We start from the raw sequence: 16,883 nt of genomic DNA, 5'->3' as shown, positions 1-16,883 counted from the left end.
AAAGTGTTCATGTTACGCATCATCTCCCTCAACCTCAACGGCATCCGCTCCGCAGTCAGCAAGGGCTACCTCGATTGGCTGCCCCGCCAGCAGGCCGACATCGTCTGCATGCAGGAACTGAAGGCGCAGGCAGGCGACCTGAGCGCGGAGATGCGCACACCGGCAGGCATGAAGGGCTGGTTCCACCACGCCGAGAAGAAGGGCTACAGCGGCGTCGGCATCTACAGCCGCATCGAGCCGGACCGCGTCGTCGAGGGCCTGGGCATCGCCGACATCGACGCCGAGGGCCGCTTCCTTCAGCTCGACTTCGGCAAGCTGTCGGTGGTATCGCTGTACCTGCCGTCGGGTTCGAGCTCGGAAGAACGGCTGCAGATCAAGTTCGGTTTCATGGACCGCTTCCTGCCGCACATGGCCGCGCTCGCCGCCAGCGGCCAGGAAGTCGTGGTGTGCGGCGACTGGAACATCGCCCACCGCGAGATCGACCTGAAGAACTGGAAATCCAACCAGAAGAACTCGGGCTTCCTGCCCGAGGAGCGCGCCTGGTTCAGCCGCCTGTTCGACGAGCAGGGCTGGATCGACGTCTATCGCCGCCTGCACCCCGAGGCCACCGACGCCTGCTACACATGGTGGTCGAACCGCGGCCAGGCCTGGGCGAAGAACGTCGGCTGGCGGCTGGACTACCAGATCGCCACGCCCGGCATCGCCGCCACGGCGCAAAGCACCGCGGTCTACAAGGAACAGCGCTTCTCGGACCACGCGCCGCTGACCGTCGACTACGACTGGGCGCCGTAGGGCGCACCGTTTCAGCGGCGGCGCGCGACCACGAGCTGGTAGAGACCGCCGAAGCGGGTCTCCTTGTGCCACGCGAAATCGGCAGCCTCTTCGGCGAGCGTCTCCAGCGGCACATCGAGCAGGGACTCGGCGAAGGGCTCCAGCCAGCGGAACACGCCGGCCATCACCGGCGCCAATGGATGCCAGGGACGAGGCCGGTGGTAATCGACGAACACCGCGCGGCCGCCGGGCTTCACTGCCGCGAGCAGGTTGGCGACGATGCGCCGGCGCTCGGCCTCGGGCACTTCGTGGAGCAGGAAGAAACAGCACACGGCGTCATGGCGCGTGGCCAGAGGCTCGACGAGATCGGCGACGTCGGCATCGGCCTGCGGCAGGCCGGCGAGCTTGCGCCGCACGTTGTCGATCTGGATCGGCGCCACGTCGCGGATCGACAGGCGTCCCTGCGGGCCGACACGCCGTGCCAGCATCGGCGAGAAATCGCCATACACGCAGGCGGCCTGCAGCACGTGCTCACCGGGCATGAACTGCGCCGTCGCCCAGCGCATCAGGCGGCCGGCGTTGCCCCACAGGATCGCCGACACCACCGGCGCCCGATCCAGCCAGGGCATGGTGCGCGGACTCAGGTAGGCCCAGGTATAGGTGCGGCGCAAGTATTCCGGCAGCTTCACGCCGGACGCTCTGGTGCCGGCAAGCGGCACGGATTCGGAACGAATGCTCATCGGACAGGGAGAAAGGGAATCATGGTTGCCCGGCTGGCCGCCAGCCCACGCAGATGGCGTAGCGGGGCGATGCCGTCAGGCTGTTGGTGTCGATGAGACTATACGCGGATTCTGCGCTGCACAAACCCTCCGCAGCCAGCATTGGCGCCAATCGCGGGACGTGCATCCATTTTTGTTACCGGCTTCCGCATTGCCTTTGCCCCCCTGCGGCGTTAGCCTGTGGATGGGCGCGCAGAAGCGCGATCATCATGACGGATGAACAAGGAGAGGCATCATGGCCAAAGCTGCAACCCCCTCGAAAGACAAGCTCGTCGATGATCTCAAGGCCATCATCACCGACGCCGAAGATTTGCTTGCCCTGACCGCCGACCAGACCGGCGACAAGCTGGGCGACCTGCGCGGCCGCATCACCGAACGCCTCGCCGCGGCCAAGGACAAGCTGTCCGATGCCGAAGCCGCGCTGATCGATTCGAGCAAGAAAGCCGCTCGCGCCACCGACGACTACGTGCATGAGCATCCCTGGCAGTCGCTGGGCGTCGCCGCCGGCGTCGCCTTCCTGCTCGGCCTGCTCGCCAGCCGCCGCTGACGCCGAAGATGGAGCGGGGCCGCAAGCCGCGCATGGCAGGACGCCTGCGCGGCATCGCCGATGCCGCGCTGCAGATGTTGCAGACGCGGCTCGAACTGCTGGCAGTCGAGGTGCAGGAAGAAAAACTGCGCCTCACCCGCCTGGCGATCAACATCGTGCTGTGCGGGCTTCTGCTGGGTTTCGGCCTGGTCTTCCTGATGGTGTTCCTGACCGTGCTGTTCTGGGAGGAGCACCGCCTGCTCGCACTCGGCCTGTCCACCGCGATCTGCCTCGGTGGCGCACTGTTCGCCGCGACCAACGTGGCCCGCGAATTCAAGCAGGGCAGCCGGCTGTTCGCGGCCAGTCTCGCCGAACTCGCCCGCGACCGGGAGGCTTTGCGCGCCCCCGACGACGACGCCTGAACGGCTTGCCGCCATGGATTCGCGACTCGTCAACATCGCCCTGCGCAAGCAGCGCCTGCAGCTTCGCGCCGCAGTACAGCGTGAAGACATGATGGCGCGCCTGGCTGCTGTCGAAACCGGCCTGACCCGTCTCGACGCTGTTCGCGACCAGCTGTCGTGGGCAAAGGAAAAAATCCCCCTGCTGTCGGTCGGTCTGATCACCGTGCTGCTGTTCAAGCCGCGCCTCACCCTGCGCCTGGCCCGGCGCGCCTGGCTGGGCTGGCTGCTGCTGCGCCGGGCGCGCGGTCCGCTCGCCACGCTGCTGCCCGTCGCCACTCCTTTGCTGCGGCGCCTGCTGCGATCGCTCAAGCGCGCCCTGTCGGCCTGAACGTCAGCCGACACAATTCAATCAGTCGTGGCGGGTGCCGAAGATCTTGTCGCCCGCATCACCAAGCCCGGGAATGATGTAGCCCCTGGCATCGAGATGGCTGTCGATGCTGGCGGTGAAGATATCGACATCCGGGTGCTGCTCGTTCATCAGCGCGATGCCCTCGGGCGCCGCCACCAGCACCAGCGCCCTGACCTGCGTGCAGCCCTTGCGCTTCAGCATATCGACCGTCGCCGCCATCGAGCCGCCGGTGGCCAGCATCGGGTCGATGATCAGCGCCATCCGCTCATCGAGCTGGCCGACGAGTTTCTCGAAGTACGGCACCGGCTGCAGGGTTTCCTCGTCGCGCGCAATGCCGACCACGCTGACCTTGGCGCTCGGCACCATGTCGAGCACACCGTCGAGCATCCCCAGCCCTGCGCGCAGGATGGGCACCACGGTGACCTTCTTGCCCTTGATCCGCTCGATCCGGACCGGTCCCGCCCAACCCTGGATCTCGACCGCCTCCAGCGGAAAATCCTTGCAGGCCTCGTAGGCCAGCAGGCGCGCGATCTCGGCCGTGAGTTCGCGGAATTTCTTCGTGCTGATGTCGCCTTCGCGCATCAGGCCGATCTTGTGGCGCACGAGCGGGTGGCAGATTTCATGGATGGGCATGGAAGCTCCAGGCAGCAAGGCAGCGATCTGCCTCTTTTACCGCGCAGCCGAAGCGCGCACAAGCGGTTGCGCCGCCGGTGCGCTCGGGGCCACGCCATTTCCCGTTCGGCGCTAGAATGGCGAGCCCGAACACTCGCCAGGCACTCCACGCGGCTCATCGACATGCAAGCAGATCTGGAAGAAATCAAACGTGCCCGCGAAGAAGCGGACTGTCTCGCCGACGGCGCCACCGTGGAAACGGCGCTCGACCGCATGGCAGCGGAAATCACCGCGCGCCTGGCCGAGCGCAATCCGCTGGTCTATACGGTGATGAACGGCGGCCTCATCCTCGCCGGACGCATCCTGCCGCGCCTGCTGTTTCCGCTCGAAGTCGCCTATCTGCACGCCACCCGCTACGGCCACGCACTGCAGGGTACCCAGCTCGACTGGCGCGTGCGCCCGACGCAGGATTTGCGCGGCCGCACCGTGCTGGTGCTGGACGACATCCTCGACGAAGGCCATACGCTGAAGGCCATCATCGAGCACCTGAAGGAAGAAGGCGCCGCCGAAGTGCTGTCCGCGGTACTCGTGCATAAACTGCACGACCGCAAGGCCAGCCCCGGCATGCGTGCCGACTTCAGCGGCCTCGACATCCCCGACCGCTTCCTGTTCGGCTGCGGCATGGACTACAAGGGCTACTGGCGCAACGCCCCAGGCATCTACGCAGTCAAAGGCCTGTAAGACCGACCCTGACCACGAGGAGAACCGCCATGCTCTACACCTTCAAGTCTTCCGCCAGCGCCGACGTGCTGATGCTGGGCGACTCGGCGAAGAAGCTCATCGCCATCATGGGCAAGGATGCTGCCGACACCCAGGGCATCGTCACGGTCGAGCAGCTGGCGGACGCAATCGTCCGGCTGCGCACGGCGATCGAGGAAGATCGCGCGCGCCAGGCCGAACTCGAACGCCAGCGCACCGAAAAGGACGCCGCCGCCGACCGCGAAGCCGGCCGCACCGGCATGGCGGCGCCAGTCGGACTCGCGCAGCGCGCCTGGCCGCTGCTCGACATGCTCGAAACCGCGCAGAAGGAAAAAGTGCCGGTGATCTGGGGCTCTTGAGCCAGCCCCGCAAGTTCAGACCCGCTGCCCGCAGCGGGTGCAGAAAACCACGCCGGGAACAAGCCGGTGGCCGCAAGCGATGCAAAACTGCGGCGCGCGCGGCGCGACGGGCTCCATCAGCGCCTCGATCGCCGCGGTCAGCCGCCTGATGCCGTCGGCAAAGTAGGGCTCGGGCGGGATGAGCACGGCGTTGAGCGGGCTCAGCGCTGCAAGCGAGGCCGGCAACTCCTCGCGCCCGGGCATCCTGGCCTGCTTGACGAGCACCGGCACCAGCGGCAGCCCCAGGCCGAGCGCGGTTTCCAGTTCGAAGCGCACCGGATCGTCCGCCTGATCGAGGCGACGCCGCCCCTGGCGATCGGCAGCGGCAAGCCATTGCGGGCCGATGATCGCCACCAGCGCACGCGCGCCCCTGATCGACTCCTCGACCTTGCGCACGAAGTCGATGCCGGCCGGGATCGAATCGACATCGCGGAAGATCGCATGCTCGCCAAAGTGCGTGCCGAGCCGGTCGCGGATGCGGCCGGTGATGTGCTCGGTGTCGTCGCGGCGGTAGGAAAGGAAGATCATCGGTTCGGCGCCCGCCTGCATGCGCGGCGGCGTGATGCTGCCCATGGCGGCGGCCGCGGCGCCGGTTGCCGCCATCTCGGTCACTTCGTCACCGACGACGTTCAGGTAGAAATAGTCGCCCGGCGACAGCATCGAGCCGAACGCCGCACCCAGCCCGCGCAAGGACAGCCCGCCCTGGCTGAGCAAGGGCGCCCTTTCACCGCATTCGAGGCGCACGGTCTGGCCTGCGCGCAGTTCGAGCACCAGCGGCTGGCTCTTGTAGAAATCCATCGCCACACCGATCTCATGGCCCCCTGCCGGTAGCGCGTAGCGCCGCGTGGCGCCCGCCTCGAGGCTGTCCACCTTGCGACCATCGATCAGCACGCTGTAGCCGCGCAGCACGTTCACCGCGGTGCGCGGACGGGTGAGTTCGACAGTGGCCAGCGGGGCGCTCACGAGTTCAGGCTCCTCAGTACTGCTCGGTGCCGAGCAGGAGGTAGAAAGCGGTGATGCCCAGGCCGATGAAGAACCAGGTCTTGCCGACTGCCAGCTTCTCCGGCGACTCGGCGCGCATCCAGTAATACAAGCCCATGCCCATGCCGACGATCGGTGCCAGCACGCTCGCGGCGATCACCCCCCACTTGAGCCCGGGCGAGACAGCGGAGGCGGCACGAGCGAGATCGACGATGCGTACAGGCTCGCCGGGCACCGCCGGACGTCCCGGCCCCGGCGGGGATTCGGGAGCACATTCGCCGATGGTCGCGCCGCAATGGCCGCAGAAGCGGGCGGCCGCCTCATTCTCCTTACCGCACTGGGGGCAGAACATGGTGGCATCCTCCGCTCTGGGGTCGATCCCAGTATAGCCAAGGAAGCCGACTCATGAACCGCCGCACGGCTGTGCGGTCAGGCGGCCGGGTGCGCCATTCCCGCCAGGCCGGCTGAAATGCCGCAGTCAGTTGCCGCAACTGGCCGCAAGCCAGCGCGCCGTGCTTTCGACGTCGAGATCGCCCTGCGCGGAGCGCATCGTCAGCCGCGTGGTGAAGCGCTCGGGGCTGTCGATCTGCGACCGGAACTGGCCGGTCGCGTCCGGCCCTGCGCACCTGAGCTTGCCGGTCACCGTGTTGCCGGCCTTCACCACGTCGGTCAATGTGCAGTTGCCTTCCATCTTGCCCGCATAAATCGTGTCCTGCCGCGCCTGCTCGGGCGTGATGCAGGCGCGGGCGGAGCCGTCCTGGCCAAGGCTGACGCCGCGCTGCGCCATCTCCTGCTCGATCATGCGGCGGGCTTCGGCGGGAAGGTGCTTGAGCTGCAGCTGCAACTGCGCCATCTGCGACGACATGTCGGGCAGACCGCCCAGGCTCAGGTGGGTGGAGCGGAACTCCCACAGGCCGGGGCGAATGTCCTCGACCGCATGAGCGGAGAGCGAGGAAGCAGCCAGAGTCAGTACGAGTACGCCGGATGCAGCAGATAGACGGATGGGCATGGACTGCGTCCTATGATGCGGGCTCGGCCCCATGGGCCGCAGATGATCGAAGCGGCAGCATTATCTCAGGCGGAGGCATGACACTCCATCCGCACACGTCTTCCATTGGTGAGCAAAGTTATCCATCATCCGCAAGATGCCCGACACCACATCCGCCCCGCTCCATCACCTCCACGCCGGCATCGACACCCGTGTCGCTGCCATCCGTGAATCGCACCCCGACTGGCAGTGCGCGCGCGGTTGCGCCAGCTGTTGCCGGCAACTGGCCGATATCCCGCGGCTGACAGCAGGCGAATGGGCCTTGCTGAAACAAGGCCTCGCCACCCTGCCGGCGCAGCGCCTGGCAGAGATCGGCGACAGGATCGCCCGGCTCGCCACCGCGCCGTCACGCCCCATCGTGTGCCCGATACTGGACGAGACGGAGGGCGCCTGTCCGGTGTACGTCCAGCGCCCGGTCGCATGCCGGACCTACGGCTTCTACGTACAGCGCGAACTCGGCCTGTACTGCGGCGACATCGAGCAACGCGTCGCCGGCGGCGAGCTGGCCGACGTGGTGTGGGGCAACCACGACAGCATCGACCACGCCCTCCGCGCGCTCGGCGAACTGCGGCCGCTCACGGAATGGTTCGCACAGGACGCGCCGGGAAGGTGAACATCGGCGGCCGGAGATGACCCGCTGCCTGCAGCTCAGGCAGCGGCCAGCATGCCCTGGCGCTCGATGAAGCCGATGATCTCGTCCAGCCCCAGCCCCGTCTTCTGGTTGGAGAAGACGAAGGGACGCGGGCCGCGCATCTTGCGCGCATCGCGATCCATGACGTCCAGCGAGGCGCCGACCAGCGGCGCGAGGTCGATCTTGTTGATGACCAGCAGGTCGCTGCGGGTGATGCCCGGCCCACCCTTGCGCGGGATCTTGTCGCCGGCGGAAACGTCGATGACGTAGATCGTCAGGTCGGACAGCTCCGGCGAGAAGGTCGCCGCCAGATTGTCGCCGCCGGATTCGACGAAGATGATGTCCAGCCCGGGAAAGCGTGCGTTCAGGCGATCCACCGCCTCCAGGTTGATCGAGGCGTCCTCGCGGATCGCGGTATGCGGACAGCCGCCGGTCTCGACGCCGATGATCCGCTCCGGCGCCAGCGCCTCGTTGCGCACCAGGAACTGGGCGTCCTCGGCGGTGTAGATGTCGTTGGTGACGACGGCGATGTCGTACTTGTCGCGCAGCGTCAGGCACAGTGCCAGCGTCAGCGCGGTCTTGCCCGAACCGACCGGGCCGCCGATGCCGACGCGCAAGGGGCCGCGCCGGTTGGGGACATGCATGTTCATGATCTGAAAAGCCTCGTGTATTGGGTTTCATGCCGACTGCTGGCGACCGCCAGGCCGGGGGTGTAGTTGCTCCAGCGCGCTTCGGGCAGGCACAGCGCCACCTCCACCAGCGGCACGATGCGCTCGCCCAGCGCGGCGAGCAGGCGCTGGCCGGCGCTCTGGCCCAGCGGCACGCATTTCACCGCCGCCATCACCTGGTTCTCGGCCCAGGCCCACAGGTAGGCGGCCAGCGCCTGCGCGGCCGGCACCTGCCAGGCCGCGGCGGCCGCCGACCAGGCGGTCGGGAAGGCCGGCGTGTCGATGGCGAGCAGGCGTTCGCGCCAGCCGGGCAGCGTGGCGAAGGCATCGAGCTCGGCCAGCAGGCGCACCAGCGACCAGCCCATCTGCACGGTTTCGGCGCGCAGTTCGGCGCTTTCTCGGCTGGCGAGAAAATCGTCGTTGAGGCGCGCGACCTCGGCATCGTCGCCCCGCGCCCAGGCACCGATCTGGCAGGCCAGCAGCGGCGCTTCGAAACGCGCCAGGCTCCATTCGAGCAGGTCGCCGATCCATGCCGCGGCATCCGCCTCCTTGCCCACGACACCGCTTTCCACCGCCCATTCCAGGCCTTGCGAATAGGTGTAGGCACCCACCGGCAGCGCCGGACTGCTCAATTGCAGCAGGCGCAGCAGCGGCAGCAGGCCGCCGTTCAGTGCCGGCGGACCGGCGGACATGTCCACGCTCAACGCCCCGCCATCATATGGATGCGTGCGCCGCTGCCATCGCCGGGATGCTGGTGGCCGTGGGCATAGGCGCCGGCCTCGGGCTCGAACGGCGCATTCAGCTTCACCAGTTGCGCGCCCAAGCCGGCGAGCATGCCTTCGAGCACATGGTCGGCCTGGATGCGCAGCCAGTCGCCGCCGGCGTCGCCGCCGACCTGCACCGCGACGTGGCGGTTGCCGAGGTGGTAGGCCGCACGGGCGAGTTCGACCGGCGAGGCGCAGCGGGCTTCGATCAGTTCTTCCGGCGCGGCGCGGACTTCGACGATGCGGCCGTCCTTGGCCTGCAGCTTCTGCCCGTCGCGCAGGATGGTGCCGCGCGGCAGGAACAGCCCGGCCTCGGCGCCCGACACCAGCTTCGCGCGCAGCCGGCTCTTGGTACGGTAGTTGAAGTCGAGTTCGAGCACCTCGGCCGCCACTTCGCTGCCCTCGTAAAGCGATTCGATCAGCAGCACCGCGGCGGTTTCGGCCGGGGTATCGTTGGCCGGCATCCCGGTGGCCGGCGCACCGGTGTCTGGAGTCAGGGTCGTCGTCATGGCTGGATTCAGAACAGGAAATAGCGCTGCGCCATCGGCAGCGTGTCCGCCGGCTCGCACACCAGGTGCTCGCCATCGGCGCGGACGACATAGGTTTCGGGATCGACGTCGATGTCCGGCGTGGCGTCGTTGAGCACCATGTCGCGCTTCTGCACCGTGCGGCAGCCTTTCACCGCGACCAGCGGCTTGCCCAGGCCGAGCGCCGCCACCGCCGGATTGGCCAGCGCGGCCTGCGACACGAAGGTCACCGACGTCGCCAGCGCCTTGCCGAAGGCGCCGAACATCGGCCGGTAATGCACCGGCTGCGGTGTCGGGATCGACGCATTGGGGTCGCCCATCGCCGCCACCGCGATCATGCCGCCCTTCAGCACCAGGCTCGGCTTGACGCCGAAGAAGGCCGGCCGCCACAGCACCAGGTCGGCGAGCTTGCCTTCCTCGATCGAGCCGACGACGTGTCCGATGCCGTGCGTGATCGCCGGGTTGATGGTGTATTTGGCGATGTAGCGGCGCACGCGGAAGTTGTCGTTGCCGCGGCCCTCGTCCTCGGGCAGGGCGCCGCGCTGCAGCTTCATCTTGTGCGCGGTCTGCCAGCTACGGATCACCACTTCGCCGACCCGGCCCATCGCCTGCGAATCCGACGACATCATCGAGAACGCGCCGGTGTCGTGCAGGATGTCCTCGGCGGCGATGGTCTCGCGCCGGATGCGCGACTCGGCGAAAGCGACGTCCTCGGCGATCGCCGGGTCGAGGTGGTGGCACACCATCAGCATGTCGAGGTGCTCGTCGATGGTGTTGACCGTGTAGGGACGCGTCGGGTTGGTGGACGATGGCAGCACGTTCGGACGGCTGATCGCCTTGATGATGTCCGGCGCATGGCCGCCGCCCGCACCTTCGGTATGGAAGGTGTGGATGGTGCGATCCTTGAACGCCGCCAGCGTGGTCTCGACGAAGCCGGACTCGTTGAGCGTGTCGGAGTGGATCGCCACCTGCACGTCCATCTCGTCGGCCACCGTCAGGCAGTTGTCGATCGCCGCCGGCGTCGTGCCCCAGTCCTCGTGCAGCTTCAGGCCGATCGCACCGGCCACCACCTGCTCCTTCAGCGGTGCCGGCAGGCTGGCGTTGCCCTTGCCGAAGAAGCCCATGTTCATCGGAAAGGCATCGGCCGCTTCGAGCATGCGATGGATGTGCCACGGCCCCGGCGTGCAGGTGGTGGCGAAAGTGCCGGTCGCCGGCCCGGTGCCGCCGCCCAGCATGGTGGTGACGCCGCTGGTCAGCGCTTCCTCGATCTGCTGCGGGCAGATCCAGTGGATGTGGCTGTCGATGCCGCCGGCGGTCAGGATCATGCCCTCGCCGGCGATGACCTCGGTGCCGGCGCCGACCGGAATCGTAACCCCCGGCTGGATGTCCGGGTTGCCGCCCTTGCCGATGCGCCAGATGCGGCCGTCCTTGAGACCGACGTCGGCCTTGACGATGCCGGCCACCGCATCGACGATCAGCGCATTGGTGATGAGGGTGTCGGCGACGTTGGCCGACACATCCTGGCCCTGGCCCATGCCGTCGCGGATCACCTTGCCGCCGCCGAACTTCACCTCCTCGCCGTAGATCGTCCAGTCCTTCTCGACCTCGATCACGAGCTCGGTGTCCGCCAGCCGCACGCGGTCGCCCACCGTCGGGCCGAACATTTCCGCATAGGCGCGGCGCGATATCCTTGCCATCTCAGGCCTCCTGCCGGGCCGTCCCGAGGGAGGCCTGTGCCTCCATCGGAGGCAGCGAATGCAATGAGCGCGGGGGCTCGCCCAGCGCTCCCATCACCTGGCCGTTGAAGCCATACACTTCGCGCTCGCCGTCCAGCGCCACCAGCTCGACGGTGCGCGACTGTCCCGGCTCGAAGCGCACTGCGGTGCCCGCCGCGATGTTCAGCCGGAAGCCGCGCGCCGCCGTGCGGTCGAAGGCCAGCGCCTCATTGGTCTCGGCGAAGTGGTAGTGCGAGCCGACCTGGATCGGGCGGTCACCGGTATTGCTCACCGCCAGGCTCAGCGTGGCGCGGCCGACGTTGAGCTCGATGTCGCCGTCGGCGACGAAGAATTCTCCGGGGATCATCGTCTTCTCCTCACACGATCGGTTCATGCACGGTCACCAGCTTGGTGCCGTCCGGAAAGGTGGCTTCGACCTGGATGTCCGGGATCATCTCCGGCACCCCTTCCATCACGTCCTCGCGTCTCAGCAGCGTCGCGCCGTGGCTCATCAGTTCGGCCACCGTGCGGCCGTCGCGCGCACCTTCCAGGATCGCGCAGGTGATCAAGGCCACGGCCTCCGGGTAATTCAGCTTCAAGCCGCGTGCGCGCCGCCGCTCGGCCAGCAGGCCGGCGGTGAAGATCAGCAGCTTGTCCTTCTCGCGTGGCGTCAATTCCATCGTCCTCTCCGCGGCGCCCGGCGCCGCCTGCTACACAATTGATCAGGTATTCCAGATGCGCGGGGGCTGCGCCGCCCGGCCGGCCACCACCGGCCGCACCGCCGCCCACAGCCGCGCAAACCACGCCCGCCCCGGCTCGCATGCCGGCCCCAGCCAGCGCGCCAGCAGCAGGCCGGGCAGCAGCGTCACCGCGCCCTGACCCGCCTCGGCTTCGATGCCGCGCCAGCATTCGAGCAATGCACCATCACAGTGCGGCGAAGCGACGACGAAGCTGCCACCGACCGGCTGCCCCTGCATGCCGACCGCCGCGCCTAGCAAGGCGCTGCCGCCCGCCAGCACACCGCGTTCGAGCCACAGCGGACGGCGGTCGCGCTCGATCCGGGTGCGCATCGCCAGTTCGCCATGGTTGAAGCGCTCGCCGGACGCGGTACGCCCGAAGCACAGCATCTCGCTGCCGACGAAGCAGGCGTCGCCATGCAGGCGCACTTCGGTGGACAGCTCGCCCAGCGCGCCGTCGAAGACGATGCTCTCCTGCGGCAACCATTCGCAGACGCCGCCGGCAGCGACTTCGATGCGCTGCGCCAGCGAGCCCGTCTGCCCCGCACTGCGGTACCACTTGCCCGCGCCCGGGGTGGTCACCAGCGCATGCGCGCCCGGACCGACGTCGAGATCGACGCTCAGGCGGTCGCCGCCCGCAATCCCCGCCGGCGGATGCACCAGAATGGTGTGGCACACCGCATCCCCTTCGGGATACAGCGGCCGCTGCACCACCAGCGGTCCGACATGTTCGCGGCGCGCCAGCACCGTCCGCCCGCCGCGCCGCTCATAGCCAAGGCGCAATCCGGCCCGCCAGCCGCGGCCGGCGGGCTGCTCGGCCAGGGCATGGGTTTCGGGCGTGCTTACGGCGTTCATGCCGGACGATAAGCAAACGGCGTTCCAGCACTGGCAGGAAGGCCGTATCTGCTTGTCGATCAAGGAAATTTCAGCGCCACTCCGGCACCGGAACGGTCGATGGCAGGAAGTCGGACGGCCTGCGGCCGAAGATTTGCACCATCTCGGTGCATGAACTCGATCGGCGTCTCGAGGCAAGGCCGCCGAGTGCATCGAACCTGCTGCCGCGTCCCAAGCCCGCAGGCCGAAGCCGCAGCGGCCGGCGCCTTGCCTTACGGTGTTTCGCCGCCCTGCGCTTTCTTCATCAGCACCACGTCCTTGCACGGCACTTCGCACAACCAGCCGAAACGATCCGCCAGCCAGCGGAAGGTCACCGCGCGGTAGAACACCACGTGCGTCGGATCGCGGCGGTAATGCCAGCCGGCGAAGCGGGCATCGTCGGTCTGGAAGCAGGTCATCACCGCCAGCCAGCCGCCGGGCCGCAGCAGGCCGTCGAGGCGGGCGAATTCGGCTGCCGGATCATGGAAATGCTCCGCGACCTCGGTGCAGGTGATGAAGTCGTAACTTCGCGCCAGCGCGGCGGCATCCGGCACGAAGAAGGGGTCGTACAGCGCCACCGCATGCCCGGCTGCACGCAGCATCCCGGCCAATGCCGGACCGGGACCGCAGCCATAGTCCAGCCCCGTGCTCGCCGGCGCCAATCGGGCCAGCAGCGGCGCGGCCAGGCGGCCGAGAAAACGGCAATAGGCTGGATCGGCGGCATCGTTGCAATGCAGCTCGTACTCCGCCCGCTCGGCTGCCGCCGGCGGGCGCTGCGCGGGCAGCAGGAAAGTCGCCTCGCAGCGTCCGCAGCGCAGGTAATCCCGCCCTTCGACGCACATGAAGGGGCGCACATCGGCGCCGCGGCACACCGGGCAGACGGCAGATGCCGGCGGAGAGGCTTCAGCCCTTGCGCTGCCGGGCACGCCTGGCCGCCGACAAGGTGGTGATCGCCACGCCGGCCAGCACCGCCGCGCCCGCCAGCCAGCGCTCCGCGCCCAGGTGCTCGCCGAGCATCATCATGCCGAGCAGGGCACTGAGCACCGGCACGCTCAGCTGCACCGAACCGGCGGCGATCGCGGTCATCCGCACCCGGACCCAGTACCACACCGCATAACCCAGCCCCGACATCACGGCGCCGGACAGCAGCGCGTAGGCGACGCCAACACCATCCATCCGGATGGCGTCGCGCTGCAGGAACATCAGGCCGAGCGCCAGCGGCAGAGCCCAGATGAAGCTGCTGGCAGTGTTGCCCACCGGCGTGTCCTGGCTGAAGCGCCCGAGCAGCGAGAAGCCGCCCCAGGCAATGCCGGCAACCGTCATCAGCCCGGCAGGCAGCAGCGCCGGCGCCGACGCGCCCGGCGCCAGGAAAGCCACCAGCCCCCCGATCGCCAGCAGCACGCCCGGCAGGCTGGCGCGCTCGCCGCGGGCATAGCCGTAGGCGATCATCGTCAGTTGCGCGCTGGCGAACAGCAGCAGCGCGCCCGCGCCGGTGTCGATGCCGCGGTAGGCGAAGGAAAAAGCCACCGCATAGATGAACAGCAGCAAGGCGGATGGCCACGACTTCCGCAACGCTGGCATCCGCAGCCGCTGGAGCATCACGATCAGCGCCAGCATGGCCGCGCCCGAGGCGAGGCGGACGACGATGAAGGATGTCGGGTCGATGGACGTCGTCTGCAGGGCCAGCCGGGTGAGCAGCGAGTTCGCCGCGAAAGCCAGCATGGTGGCGGCCGTCAGCGCCACGACGAACATGGCCTGCCTTCTCAGCCCTGGGTCAGCGGGCGATGCCGCGGTCTCGTTTCCATTCATCGATTGTGTCTCCTCGAAGAGGGCGGCACGGTGCCTGCCTCATGTCTGCGACCTTGTCCGCCCCCGTATCGGCGGCGCGATCGTCTGGTGATGTTCGGGATGCGGTATTCAGGCTTCTTCCACGCCCGCGATGCGCAGCAGGATGGCGGTATCGAAACGGCACGCGTCTTCCAGCACCCAACCGACGAAGCTCGCCCCCTCCATCTGGCTCAGGAGCTGGCAGGCACATGCCCTGGTGTCGGTGCCCCGCGGAATCTCGCTGCGCCTCGTGCCTTCGTCCAGCACCTTCACCAGCCAGTCGATCTGGAGCAGGAAGAAGCGCCGGGTCAGTATCTGCAGCCGCTCCGGCAGCACGGCCATCTCTGCCGCCAGCGCACCGCACAGCGGCAACCGGCCCTGCCTGTTGCCCGCAGTGAACAAGCCGGCGAAGGCCTTCAGCCGATCCGCCAACGCGGCGGATTCCGCCTCGATGCCGGCAAAAGTCTGCACGACGCCTGCGACGTAGGCCTCCACCACGGCCACGCCCAGATCTTCCTTGGCAGGAAAATGGTAGTGGATGCTTGCCTTGCGGATGCCGACCTCCTGAGCCAGGTCGGCATAGCTGAAAGCAGCATAGCCCTTCGAGCGCAGCAGCGACTCGGCTGCCTGCAGCAAGGCTTCGCGGGTATCTGGAGCGCTCATCGAATGCTTCGTGTCGGATTGGCCGGCGTGATACTACCTACTAGTTGATAGGCAATCAAGGCAAACAAAACGGGGCAATCGCCCCGTTTCCGATCAAGCGCTTCTGCGCCCCCTCAGAAGTGCAGTTCCATCTGGAACATCGGCGCCGTGGTCTTGATGCCCGGCTTCTGGTCGCCATTGGCGAAGGCATGGTTGCCGAACTTGTTGCGCCAGTATTCGTAGCCCACGCCCATCAGGAAAGTGTTCTTCTTGCCCCAGGCCATCTGGCCGACGTCGACCATCAGCGAAGTGCGCATCAGGGTTTCGGTCTTGGTCTCGACCCCGGCGTAGTCCTTGCCCTTCTCGCTGTTGACGTTGATGAAGCCCTGGAACTTCAGCGGCACCGGACCGGCATTGAAGGGGATGCCCCAGGCCGCGCTCAGGATCCATTGCGGGTCGAAAGTGATGTCGCTCTTCGGGCAGGCGGGCGAGCCGAGGCCGCAGTGGTTCCACTCCTTGCCGTACAGCAGGCTGACGTCGAGGAAGCCCGGCACGTCGAACTTCAGCGTCGGGCCGATGACCAGCAGGCGCTTGCGCGGCGCGAAGGTGGTGTTCTTGGTGTTGAGGTCGAAGCCGGCGGTCAGCGCGACTTCCTTGACCGGACCGAAGGCGAGGCTGCGGTCGAAGATCTTGCTCAGATGGAACTGGTGACGATAGGTCAGGTAGAACTCGGTGGCGCCGTTGCTGCCGTTGCGCGTCGTCGGATCCTTGTCGTCGGACTGGAAAACGTCGAGGTTCACGAAATGCTGGCCGATCGAATGGCCGCTGGCATGGGTCAGCTGCAGCACGTGCTTGCGCACCTTCTCGGTATTGCTGGGCTCGTGGAAATCGGTGCCGTAGCGGTAGCCGATGAAAGTGTCGCTCCAGGTTGCCGCCTGGGCGACGGCCGGCAGGATGGCGAAGGCACAGACGATGGCGAGCGTCTTACCGCGGGGTTGTCTCTTTGTCATTTTGGGCTCCGGGGAGAGGTGCGGGTGGCAGGAAAAAGCTGAACGAGAATCGGGCGAGTCACTGTCAAACAAGCTGGCGGACGATTTGACGTGCGCTTCTCTCAAGTTAACAGCACACTTCACACACGGAAATCGCACAGTCGTGATAGAGCACATCAGGCTTGCCTGATAGCGTTTATCCTGCTGCAATGCACAAACCATGCCAATTGCACATGCAATGCGTGATTGCGCAGCCCATGCACGGACGAAGCACGCACATCGAGGAAATTCCCACAGCCACGCGGTGCGATAGACGTGTATGGTGTCGGGGCTTTTTCGACCGCAAGGCGCGCGAACCCAGGTTCGGCACACAGCGCAGCCATAAGGAGGAAACACCATGAATGCGACCGCCACCGACTCCCTGCCGAGCGAAGCCGAGATTCGCCAGGCTCCGGCCGACGACTACATGTCCGCGCGGCAACTGGCCTTCTTCCGCGCCCTGCTTGAGCGCGAGCGTGACGCCTTGCTGGAATCCGCCCACCGCACCACCCTGCACCTGCAGGAATTCGAGAGCACGCCCGACCCTTCCGACCGCGCCTCGCTCGAGGAAGACCATACCCTGGAGCTGCGCGTGCGCGACCGCGAACGCAAGCTGCTGCACAAGATCGACGAGGCCCTGGCCCGCATCGACAACGGCAGCTACGGCTGGTGCGAGGACACCGGCGAGCCGATCGGCATTCCCCGCCTGCTGGCGCGGCCGACCGCCACGCTGAGCGTCGAGGCGCAGGAAATCCACGAGGCCCGGCGCAAGATGCAGGGCGGCTGA

At 67.4% G+C, this 16,883-nt stretch carries 24 protein-coding genes; 8 read left to right on the top strand and 16 right to left on the bottom strand.

The genetic code is table 11. The annotated features are described in order from the left end of the window. Window positions 1-9: 9 nt before the first annotated feature. Entirely contained in the window at window positions 10-792 is a 783-nt protein-coding gene (locus tag QM748_RS18045) for an exodeoxyribonuclease III (protein ID WP_415248370.1), read from the top strand. A gap of 11 nt (window positions 793-803) precedes the next feature. On the opposite strand, the gene rquA is transcribed toward QM748_RS18045, so the two are convergent. Further along, the gene (gene rquA / locus QM748_RS18040; RefSeq protein ID WP_415248369.1) at window positions 804-1,511 is read right to left on the bottom strand and encodes a rhodoquinone biosynthesis methyltransferase RquA; all 708 of its coding nucleotides are present in this window, start codon (window positions 1,509-1,511) and stop codon (window positions 804-806) included. Between the two features lie 274 nt (window positions 1,512-1,785). Between rquA and QM748_RS18035 the strand changes: the two genes are divergently transcribed. The 3 genes from QM748_RS18035 to QM748_RS18025 are packed head-to-tail and all read left to right on the top strand — an operon-like array spanning window position 1,786 to window position 2,865. Further along, complete coding sequence (locus tag QM748_RS18035; RefSeq protein WP_415248368.1) at window positions 1,786-2,097, top strand: DUF883 family protein; 312 nt, start codon at window positions 1,786-1,788, stop codon at window positions 2,095-2,097. Between the two features lie 8 nt (window positions 2,098-2,105). Next, on the top strand, window positions 2,106-2,498 hold the full coding sequence (locus tag QM748_RS18030; RefSeq protein ID WP_415248367.1) for a phage holin family protein: 393 nt from the start codon (window positions 2,106-2,108) through the stop codon (window positions 2,496-2,498). A gap of 13 nt (window positions 2,499-2,511) precedes the next feature. Continuing rightward, window positions 2,512-2,865 carry a YqjK family protein gene (locus QM748_RS18025; protein WP_415248366.1) on the top strand — a complete coding sequence of 118 codons (354 nt, stop codon included), beginning with the start codon at window positions 2,512-2,514 and terminating at the stop codon, window positions 2,863-2,865. A gap of 21 nt (window positions 2,866-2,886) precedes the next feature. Here the strand turns inward: QM748_RS18025 and upp are convergent, their stop codons facing one another. Beyond that, window positions 2,887-3,519, bottom strand: coding sequence for a uracil phosphoribosyltransferase (gene upp, locus QM748_RS18020; RefSeq protein WP_415248365.1), 633 nt, complete (start codon window positions 3,517-3,519; stop codon window positions 2,887-2,889). A 162-nt stretch (window positions 3,520-3,681) separates the two neighbouring features. Between upp and QM748_RS18015 the strand changes: the two genes are divergently transcribed. Both QM748_RS18015 and QM748_RS18010 read left to right on the top strand, forming a co-directional pair. Beyond that, complete coding sequence (locus QM748_RS18015) at window positions 3,682-4,239, top strand: hypoxanthine-guanine phosphoribosyltransferase (protein WP_415248364.1); 558 nt, start codon at window positions 3,682-3,684, stop codon at window positions 4,237-4,239. Window positions 4,240-4,268: 29 nt separating this feature from the next. Continuing rightward, window positions 4,269-4,616, top strand: a complete 348-nt coding sequence (locus QM748_RS18010; protein WP_415248363.1) for a DUF1840 domain-containing protein — start codon at window positions 4,269-4,271, stop codon at window positions 4,614-4,616. Window positions 4,617-4,631: 15 nt separating this feature from the next. Here the strand turns inward: QM748_RS18010 and QM748_RS18005 are convergent, their stop codons facing one another. The 3 genes from QM748_RS18005 to QM748_RS17995 form a co-directional block, all read right to left on the bottom strand. Beyond that, entirely contained in the window at window positions 4,632-5,618 is a 987-nt protein-coding gene (locus QM748_RS18005; protein WP_415248362.1) for a TIR domain-containing protein, read from the bottom strand. A 13-nt stretch (window positions 5,619-5,631) separates the two neighbouring features. After that, complete coding sequence (locus QM748_RS18000; protein ID WP_415248361.1) at window positions 5,632-5,988, bottom strand: zinc-ribbon domain-containing protein; 357 nt, start codon at window positions 5,986-5,988, stop codon at window positions 5,632-5,634. A gap of 126 nt (window positions 5,989-6,114) precedes the next feature. Next, on the bottom strand, window positions 6,115-6,645 hold the full coding sequence (locus QM748_RS17995) for a DUF3617 domain-containing protein (protein WP_415248360.1): 531 nt from the start codon (window positions 6,643-6,645) through the stop codon (window positions 6,115-6,117). Window positions 6,646-6,781: 136 nt separating this feature from the next. Between QM748_RS17995 and QM748_RS17990 the strand changes: the two genes are divergently transcribed. Further along, the gene (locus QM748_RS17990; RefSeq protein ID WP_415248359.1) at window positions 6,782-7,297 is read left to right on the top strand and encodes a YkgJ family cysteine cluster protein; all 516 of its coding nucleotides are present in this window, start codon (window positions 6,782-6,784) and stop codon (window positions 7,295-7,297) included. A gap of 35 nt (window positions 7,298-7,332) precedes the next feature. On the opposite strand, the gene ureG is transcribed toward QM748_RS17990, so the two are convergent. From ureG to QM748_RS17935, 11 genes are all read right to left on the bottom strand, one after another. Continuing rightward, complete coding sequence (gene ureG, locus QM748_RS17985; protein ID WP_415248358.1) at window positions 7,333-7,965, bottom strand: urease accessory protein UreG; 633 nt, start codon at window positions 7,963-7,965, stop codon at window positions 7,333-7,335. After that, a complete protein-coding gene (locus QM748_RS17980) occupies window positions 7,962-8,675 on the bottom strand; it encodes an urease accessory protein UreF (protein ID WP_415248357.1) in 714 nt (237 codons plus the stop codon). The genes ureG and QM748_RS17980 overlap by 4 nt, the downstream gene beginning before the upstream one ends. Window positions 8,676-8,683: 8 nt before the next feature. Further along, the gene (gene ureE / locus QM748_RS17975; protein WP_415248691.1) at window positions 8,684-9,211 is read right to left on the bottom strand and encodes an urease accessory protein UreE; all 528 of its coding nucleotides are present in this window, start codon (window positions 9,209-9,211) and stop codon (window positions 8,684-8,686) included. 53 nt (window positions 9,212-9,264) lie between these two features. Next, entirely contained in the window at window positions 9,265-10,971 is a 1,707-nt protein-coding gene (gene ureC / locus QM748_RS17970) for an urease subunit alpha (protein WP_415248356.1), read from the bottom strand. A 1-nt stretch (window position 10,972) separates the two neighbouring features. Further along, on the bottom strand, window positions 10,973-11,356 hold the full coding sequence (locus QM748_RS17965; RefSeq protein WP_415248355.1) for an urease subunit beta: 384 nt from the start codon (window positions 11,354-11,356) through the stop codon (window positions 10,973-10,975). Window positions 11,357-11,366: 10 nt separating this feature from the next. Then, window positions 11,367-11,669 carry an urease subunit gamma gene (gene ureA / locus QM748_RS17960; protein ID WP_415248354.1) on the bottom strand — a complete coding sequence of 101 codons (303 nt, stop codon included), beginning with the start codon at window positions 11,667-11,669 and terminating at the stop codon, window positions 11,367-11,369. A 42-nt stretch (window positions 11,670-11,711) separates the two neighbouring features. Next, window positions 11,712-12,581 (bottom strand): urease accessory protein UreD, encoded by an 870-nt coding sequence (locus tag QM748_RS17955; protein ID WP_415248353.1) that lies wholly within the window; start codon window positions 12,579-12,581, stop codon window positions 11,712-11,714. A 251-nt stretch (window positions 12,582-12,832) separates the two neighbouring features. Continuing rightward, the gene (locus tag QM748_RS17950; protein WP_415248352.1) at window positions 12,833-13,453 is read right to left on the bottom strand and encodes a class I SAM-dependent methyltransferase; all 621 of its coding nucleotides are present in this window, start codon (window positions 13,451-13,453) and stop codon (window positions 12,833-12,835) included. A gap of 49 nt (window positions 13,454-13,502) precedes the next feature. Further along, a complete protein-coding gene (locus tag QM748_RS17945) occupies window positions 13,503-14,351 on the bottom strand; it encodes a DMT family transporter (RefSeq protein ID WP_415248351.1) in 849 nt (282 codons plus the stop codon). Window positions 14,352-14,516: 165 nt separating this feature from the next. Next, window positions 14,517-15,089: a TetR/AcrR family transcriptional regulator gene (locus QM748_RS17940; protein ID WP_415248350.1), complete on the bottom strand. Its 573-nt coding sequence runs from the start codon at window positions 15,087-15,089 to the stop codon at window positions 14,517-14,519. A 113-nt stretch (window positions 15,090-15,202) separates the two neighbouring features. Then, on the bottom strand, window positions 15,203-16,078 hold the full coding sequence (locus QM748_RS17935) for an outer membrane protein OmpK (protein WP_415248349.1): 876 nt from the start codon (window positions 16,076-16,078) through the stop codon (window positions 15,203-15,205). A gap of 376 nt (window positions 16,079-16,454) precedes the next feature. On the opposite strand from QM748_RS17935, the gene dksA reads away from it, so the two are divergent. Next, complete coding sequence (gene dksA, locus QM748_RS17930; RefSeq protein WP_415248348.1) at window positions 16,455-16,883, top strand: RNA polymerase-binding protein DksA; 429 nt, start codon at window positions 16,455-16,457, stop codon at window positions 16,881-16,883.

The sequence above is a fragment of the Thauera sp. genome (genome assembly GCF_047601425.1).
Lineage (GTDB): Bacteria > Pseudomonadota > Gammaproteobacteria > Burkholderiales > Rhodocyclaceae > Thauera.
Note: the sequence above shows the minus strand (reverse complement) of the source record. Positions and strands in the feature narration are given on the sequence as shown.

Coding starts and splice junctions, on each gene's coding strand:
- QM748_RS18010 (WP_415248363.1), top strand. CDS start 4,269: ATGCTCTACACCTTCAAGTCTTCCGCCAGCGCCGACGTGCTGATGCTG.
- dksA (WP_415248348.1), top strand. CDS start 16,455: ATGAATGCGACCGCCACCGACTCCCTGCCGAGCGAAGCCGAGATTCGC.
- QM748_RS18030 (WP_415248367.1), top strand. CDS start 2,106: ATGGAGCGGGGCCGCAAGCCGCGCATGGCAGGACGCCTGCGCGGCATC.
- QM748_RS18045 (WP_415248370.1), top strand. CDS start 10: ATGTTACGCATCATCTCCCTCAACCTCAACGGCATCCGCTCCGCAGTC.
- QM748_RS17990 (WP_415248359.1), top strand. CDS start 6,782: ATGCCCGACACCACATCCGCCCCGCTCCATCACCTCCACGCCGGCATC.
- QM748_RS18000 (WP_415248361.1), bottom strand. CDS start 5,988: ATGTTCTGCCCCCAGTGCGGTAAGGAGAATGAGGCGGCCGCCCGCTTC.
- upp (WP_415248365.1), bottom strand. CDS start 3,519: ATGCCCATCCATGAAATCTGCCACCCGCTCGTGCGCCACAAGATCGGC.
- QM748_RS17995 (WP_415248360.1), bottom strand. CDS start 6,645: ATGCCCATCCGTCTATCTGCTGCATCCGGCGTACTCGTACTGACTCTG.
- rquA (WP_415248369.1), bottom strand. CDS start 1,511: ATGAGCATTCGTTCCGAATCCGTGCCGCTTGCCGGCACCAGAGCGTCC.
- ureG (WP_415248358.1), bottom strand. CDS start 7,965: ATGAACATGCATGTCCCCAACCGGCGCGGCCCCTTGCGCGTCGGCATC.
- QM748_RS17955 (WP_415248353.1), bottom strand. CDS start 12,581: ATGAACGCCGTAAGCACGCCCGAAACCCATGCCCTGGCCGAGCAGCCC.
- QM748_RS18035 (WP_415248368.1), top strand. CDS start 1,786: ATGGCCAAAGCTGCAACCCCCTCGAAAGACAAGCTCGTCGATGATCTC.
- QM748_RS18015 (WP_415248364.1), top strand. CDS start 3,682: ATGCAAGCAGATCTGGAAGAAATCAAACGTGCCCGCGAAGAAGCGGAC.
- QM748_RS17945 (WP_415248351.1), bottom strand. CDS start 14,351: ATGTTCGTCGTGGCGCTGACGGCCGCCACCATGCTGGCTTTCGCGGCG.
- QM748_RS17940 (WP_415248350.1), bottom strand. CDS start 15,089: ATGAGCGCTCCAGATACCCGCGAAGCCTTGCTGCAGGCAGCCGAGTCG.
- QM748_RS17935 (WP_415248349.1), bottom strand. CDS start 16,078: ATGACAAAGAGACAACCCCGCGGTAAGACGCTCGCCATCGTCTGTGCC.
- ureC (WP_415248356.1), bottom strand. CDS start 10,971: ATGGCAAGGATATCGCGCCGCGCCTATGCGGAAATGTTCGGCCCGACG.
- QM748_RS18025 (WP_415248366.1), top strand. CDS start 2,512: ATGGATTCGCGACTCGTCAACATCGCCCTGCGCAAGCAGCGCCTGCAG.
- ureE (WP_415248691.1), bottom strand. CDS start 9,211: ATGCCGGCCAACGATACCCCGGCCGAAACCGCCGCGGTGCTGCTGATC.
- ureA (WP_415248354.1), bottom strand. CDS start 11,669: ATGGAATTGACGCCACGCGAGAAGGACAAGCTGCTGATCTTCACCGCC.
- QM748_RS17980 (WP_415248357.1), bottom strand. CDS start 8,675: ATGTCCGCCGGTCCGCCGGCACTGAACGGCGGCCTGCTGCCGCTGCTG.
- QM748_RS17965 (WP_415248355.1), bottom strand. CDS start 11,356: ATGATCCCCGGAGAATTCTTCGTCGCCGACGGCGACATCGAGCTCAAC.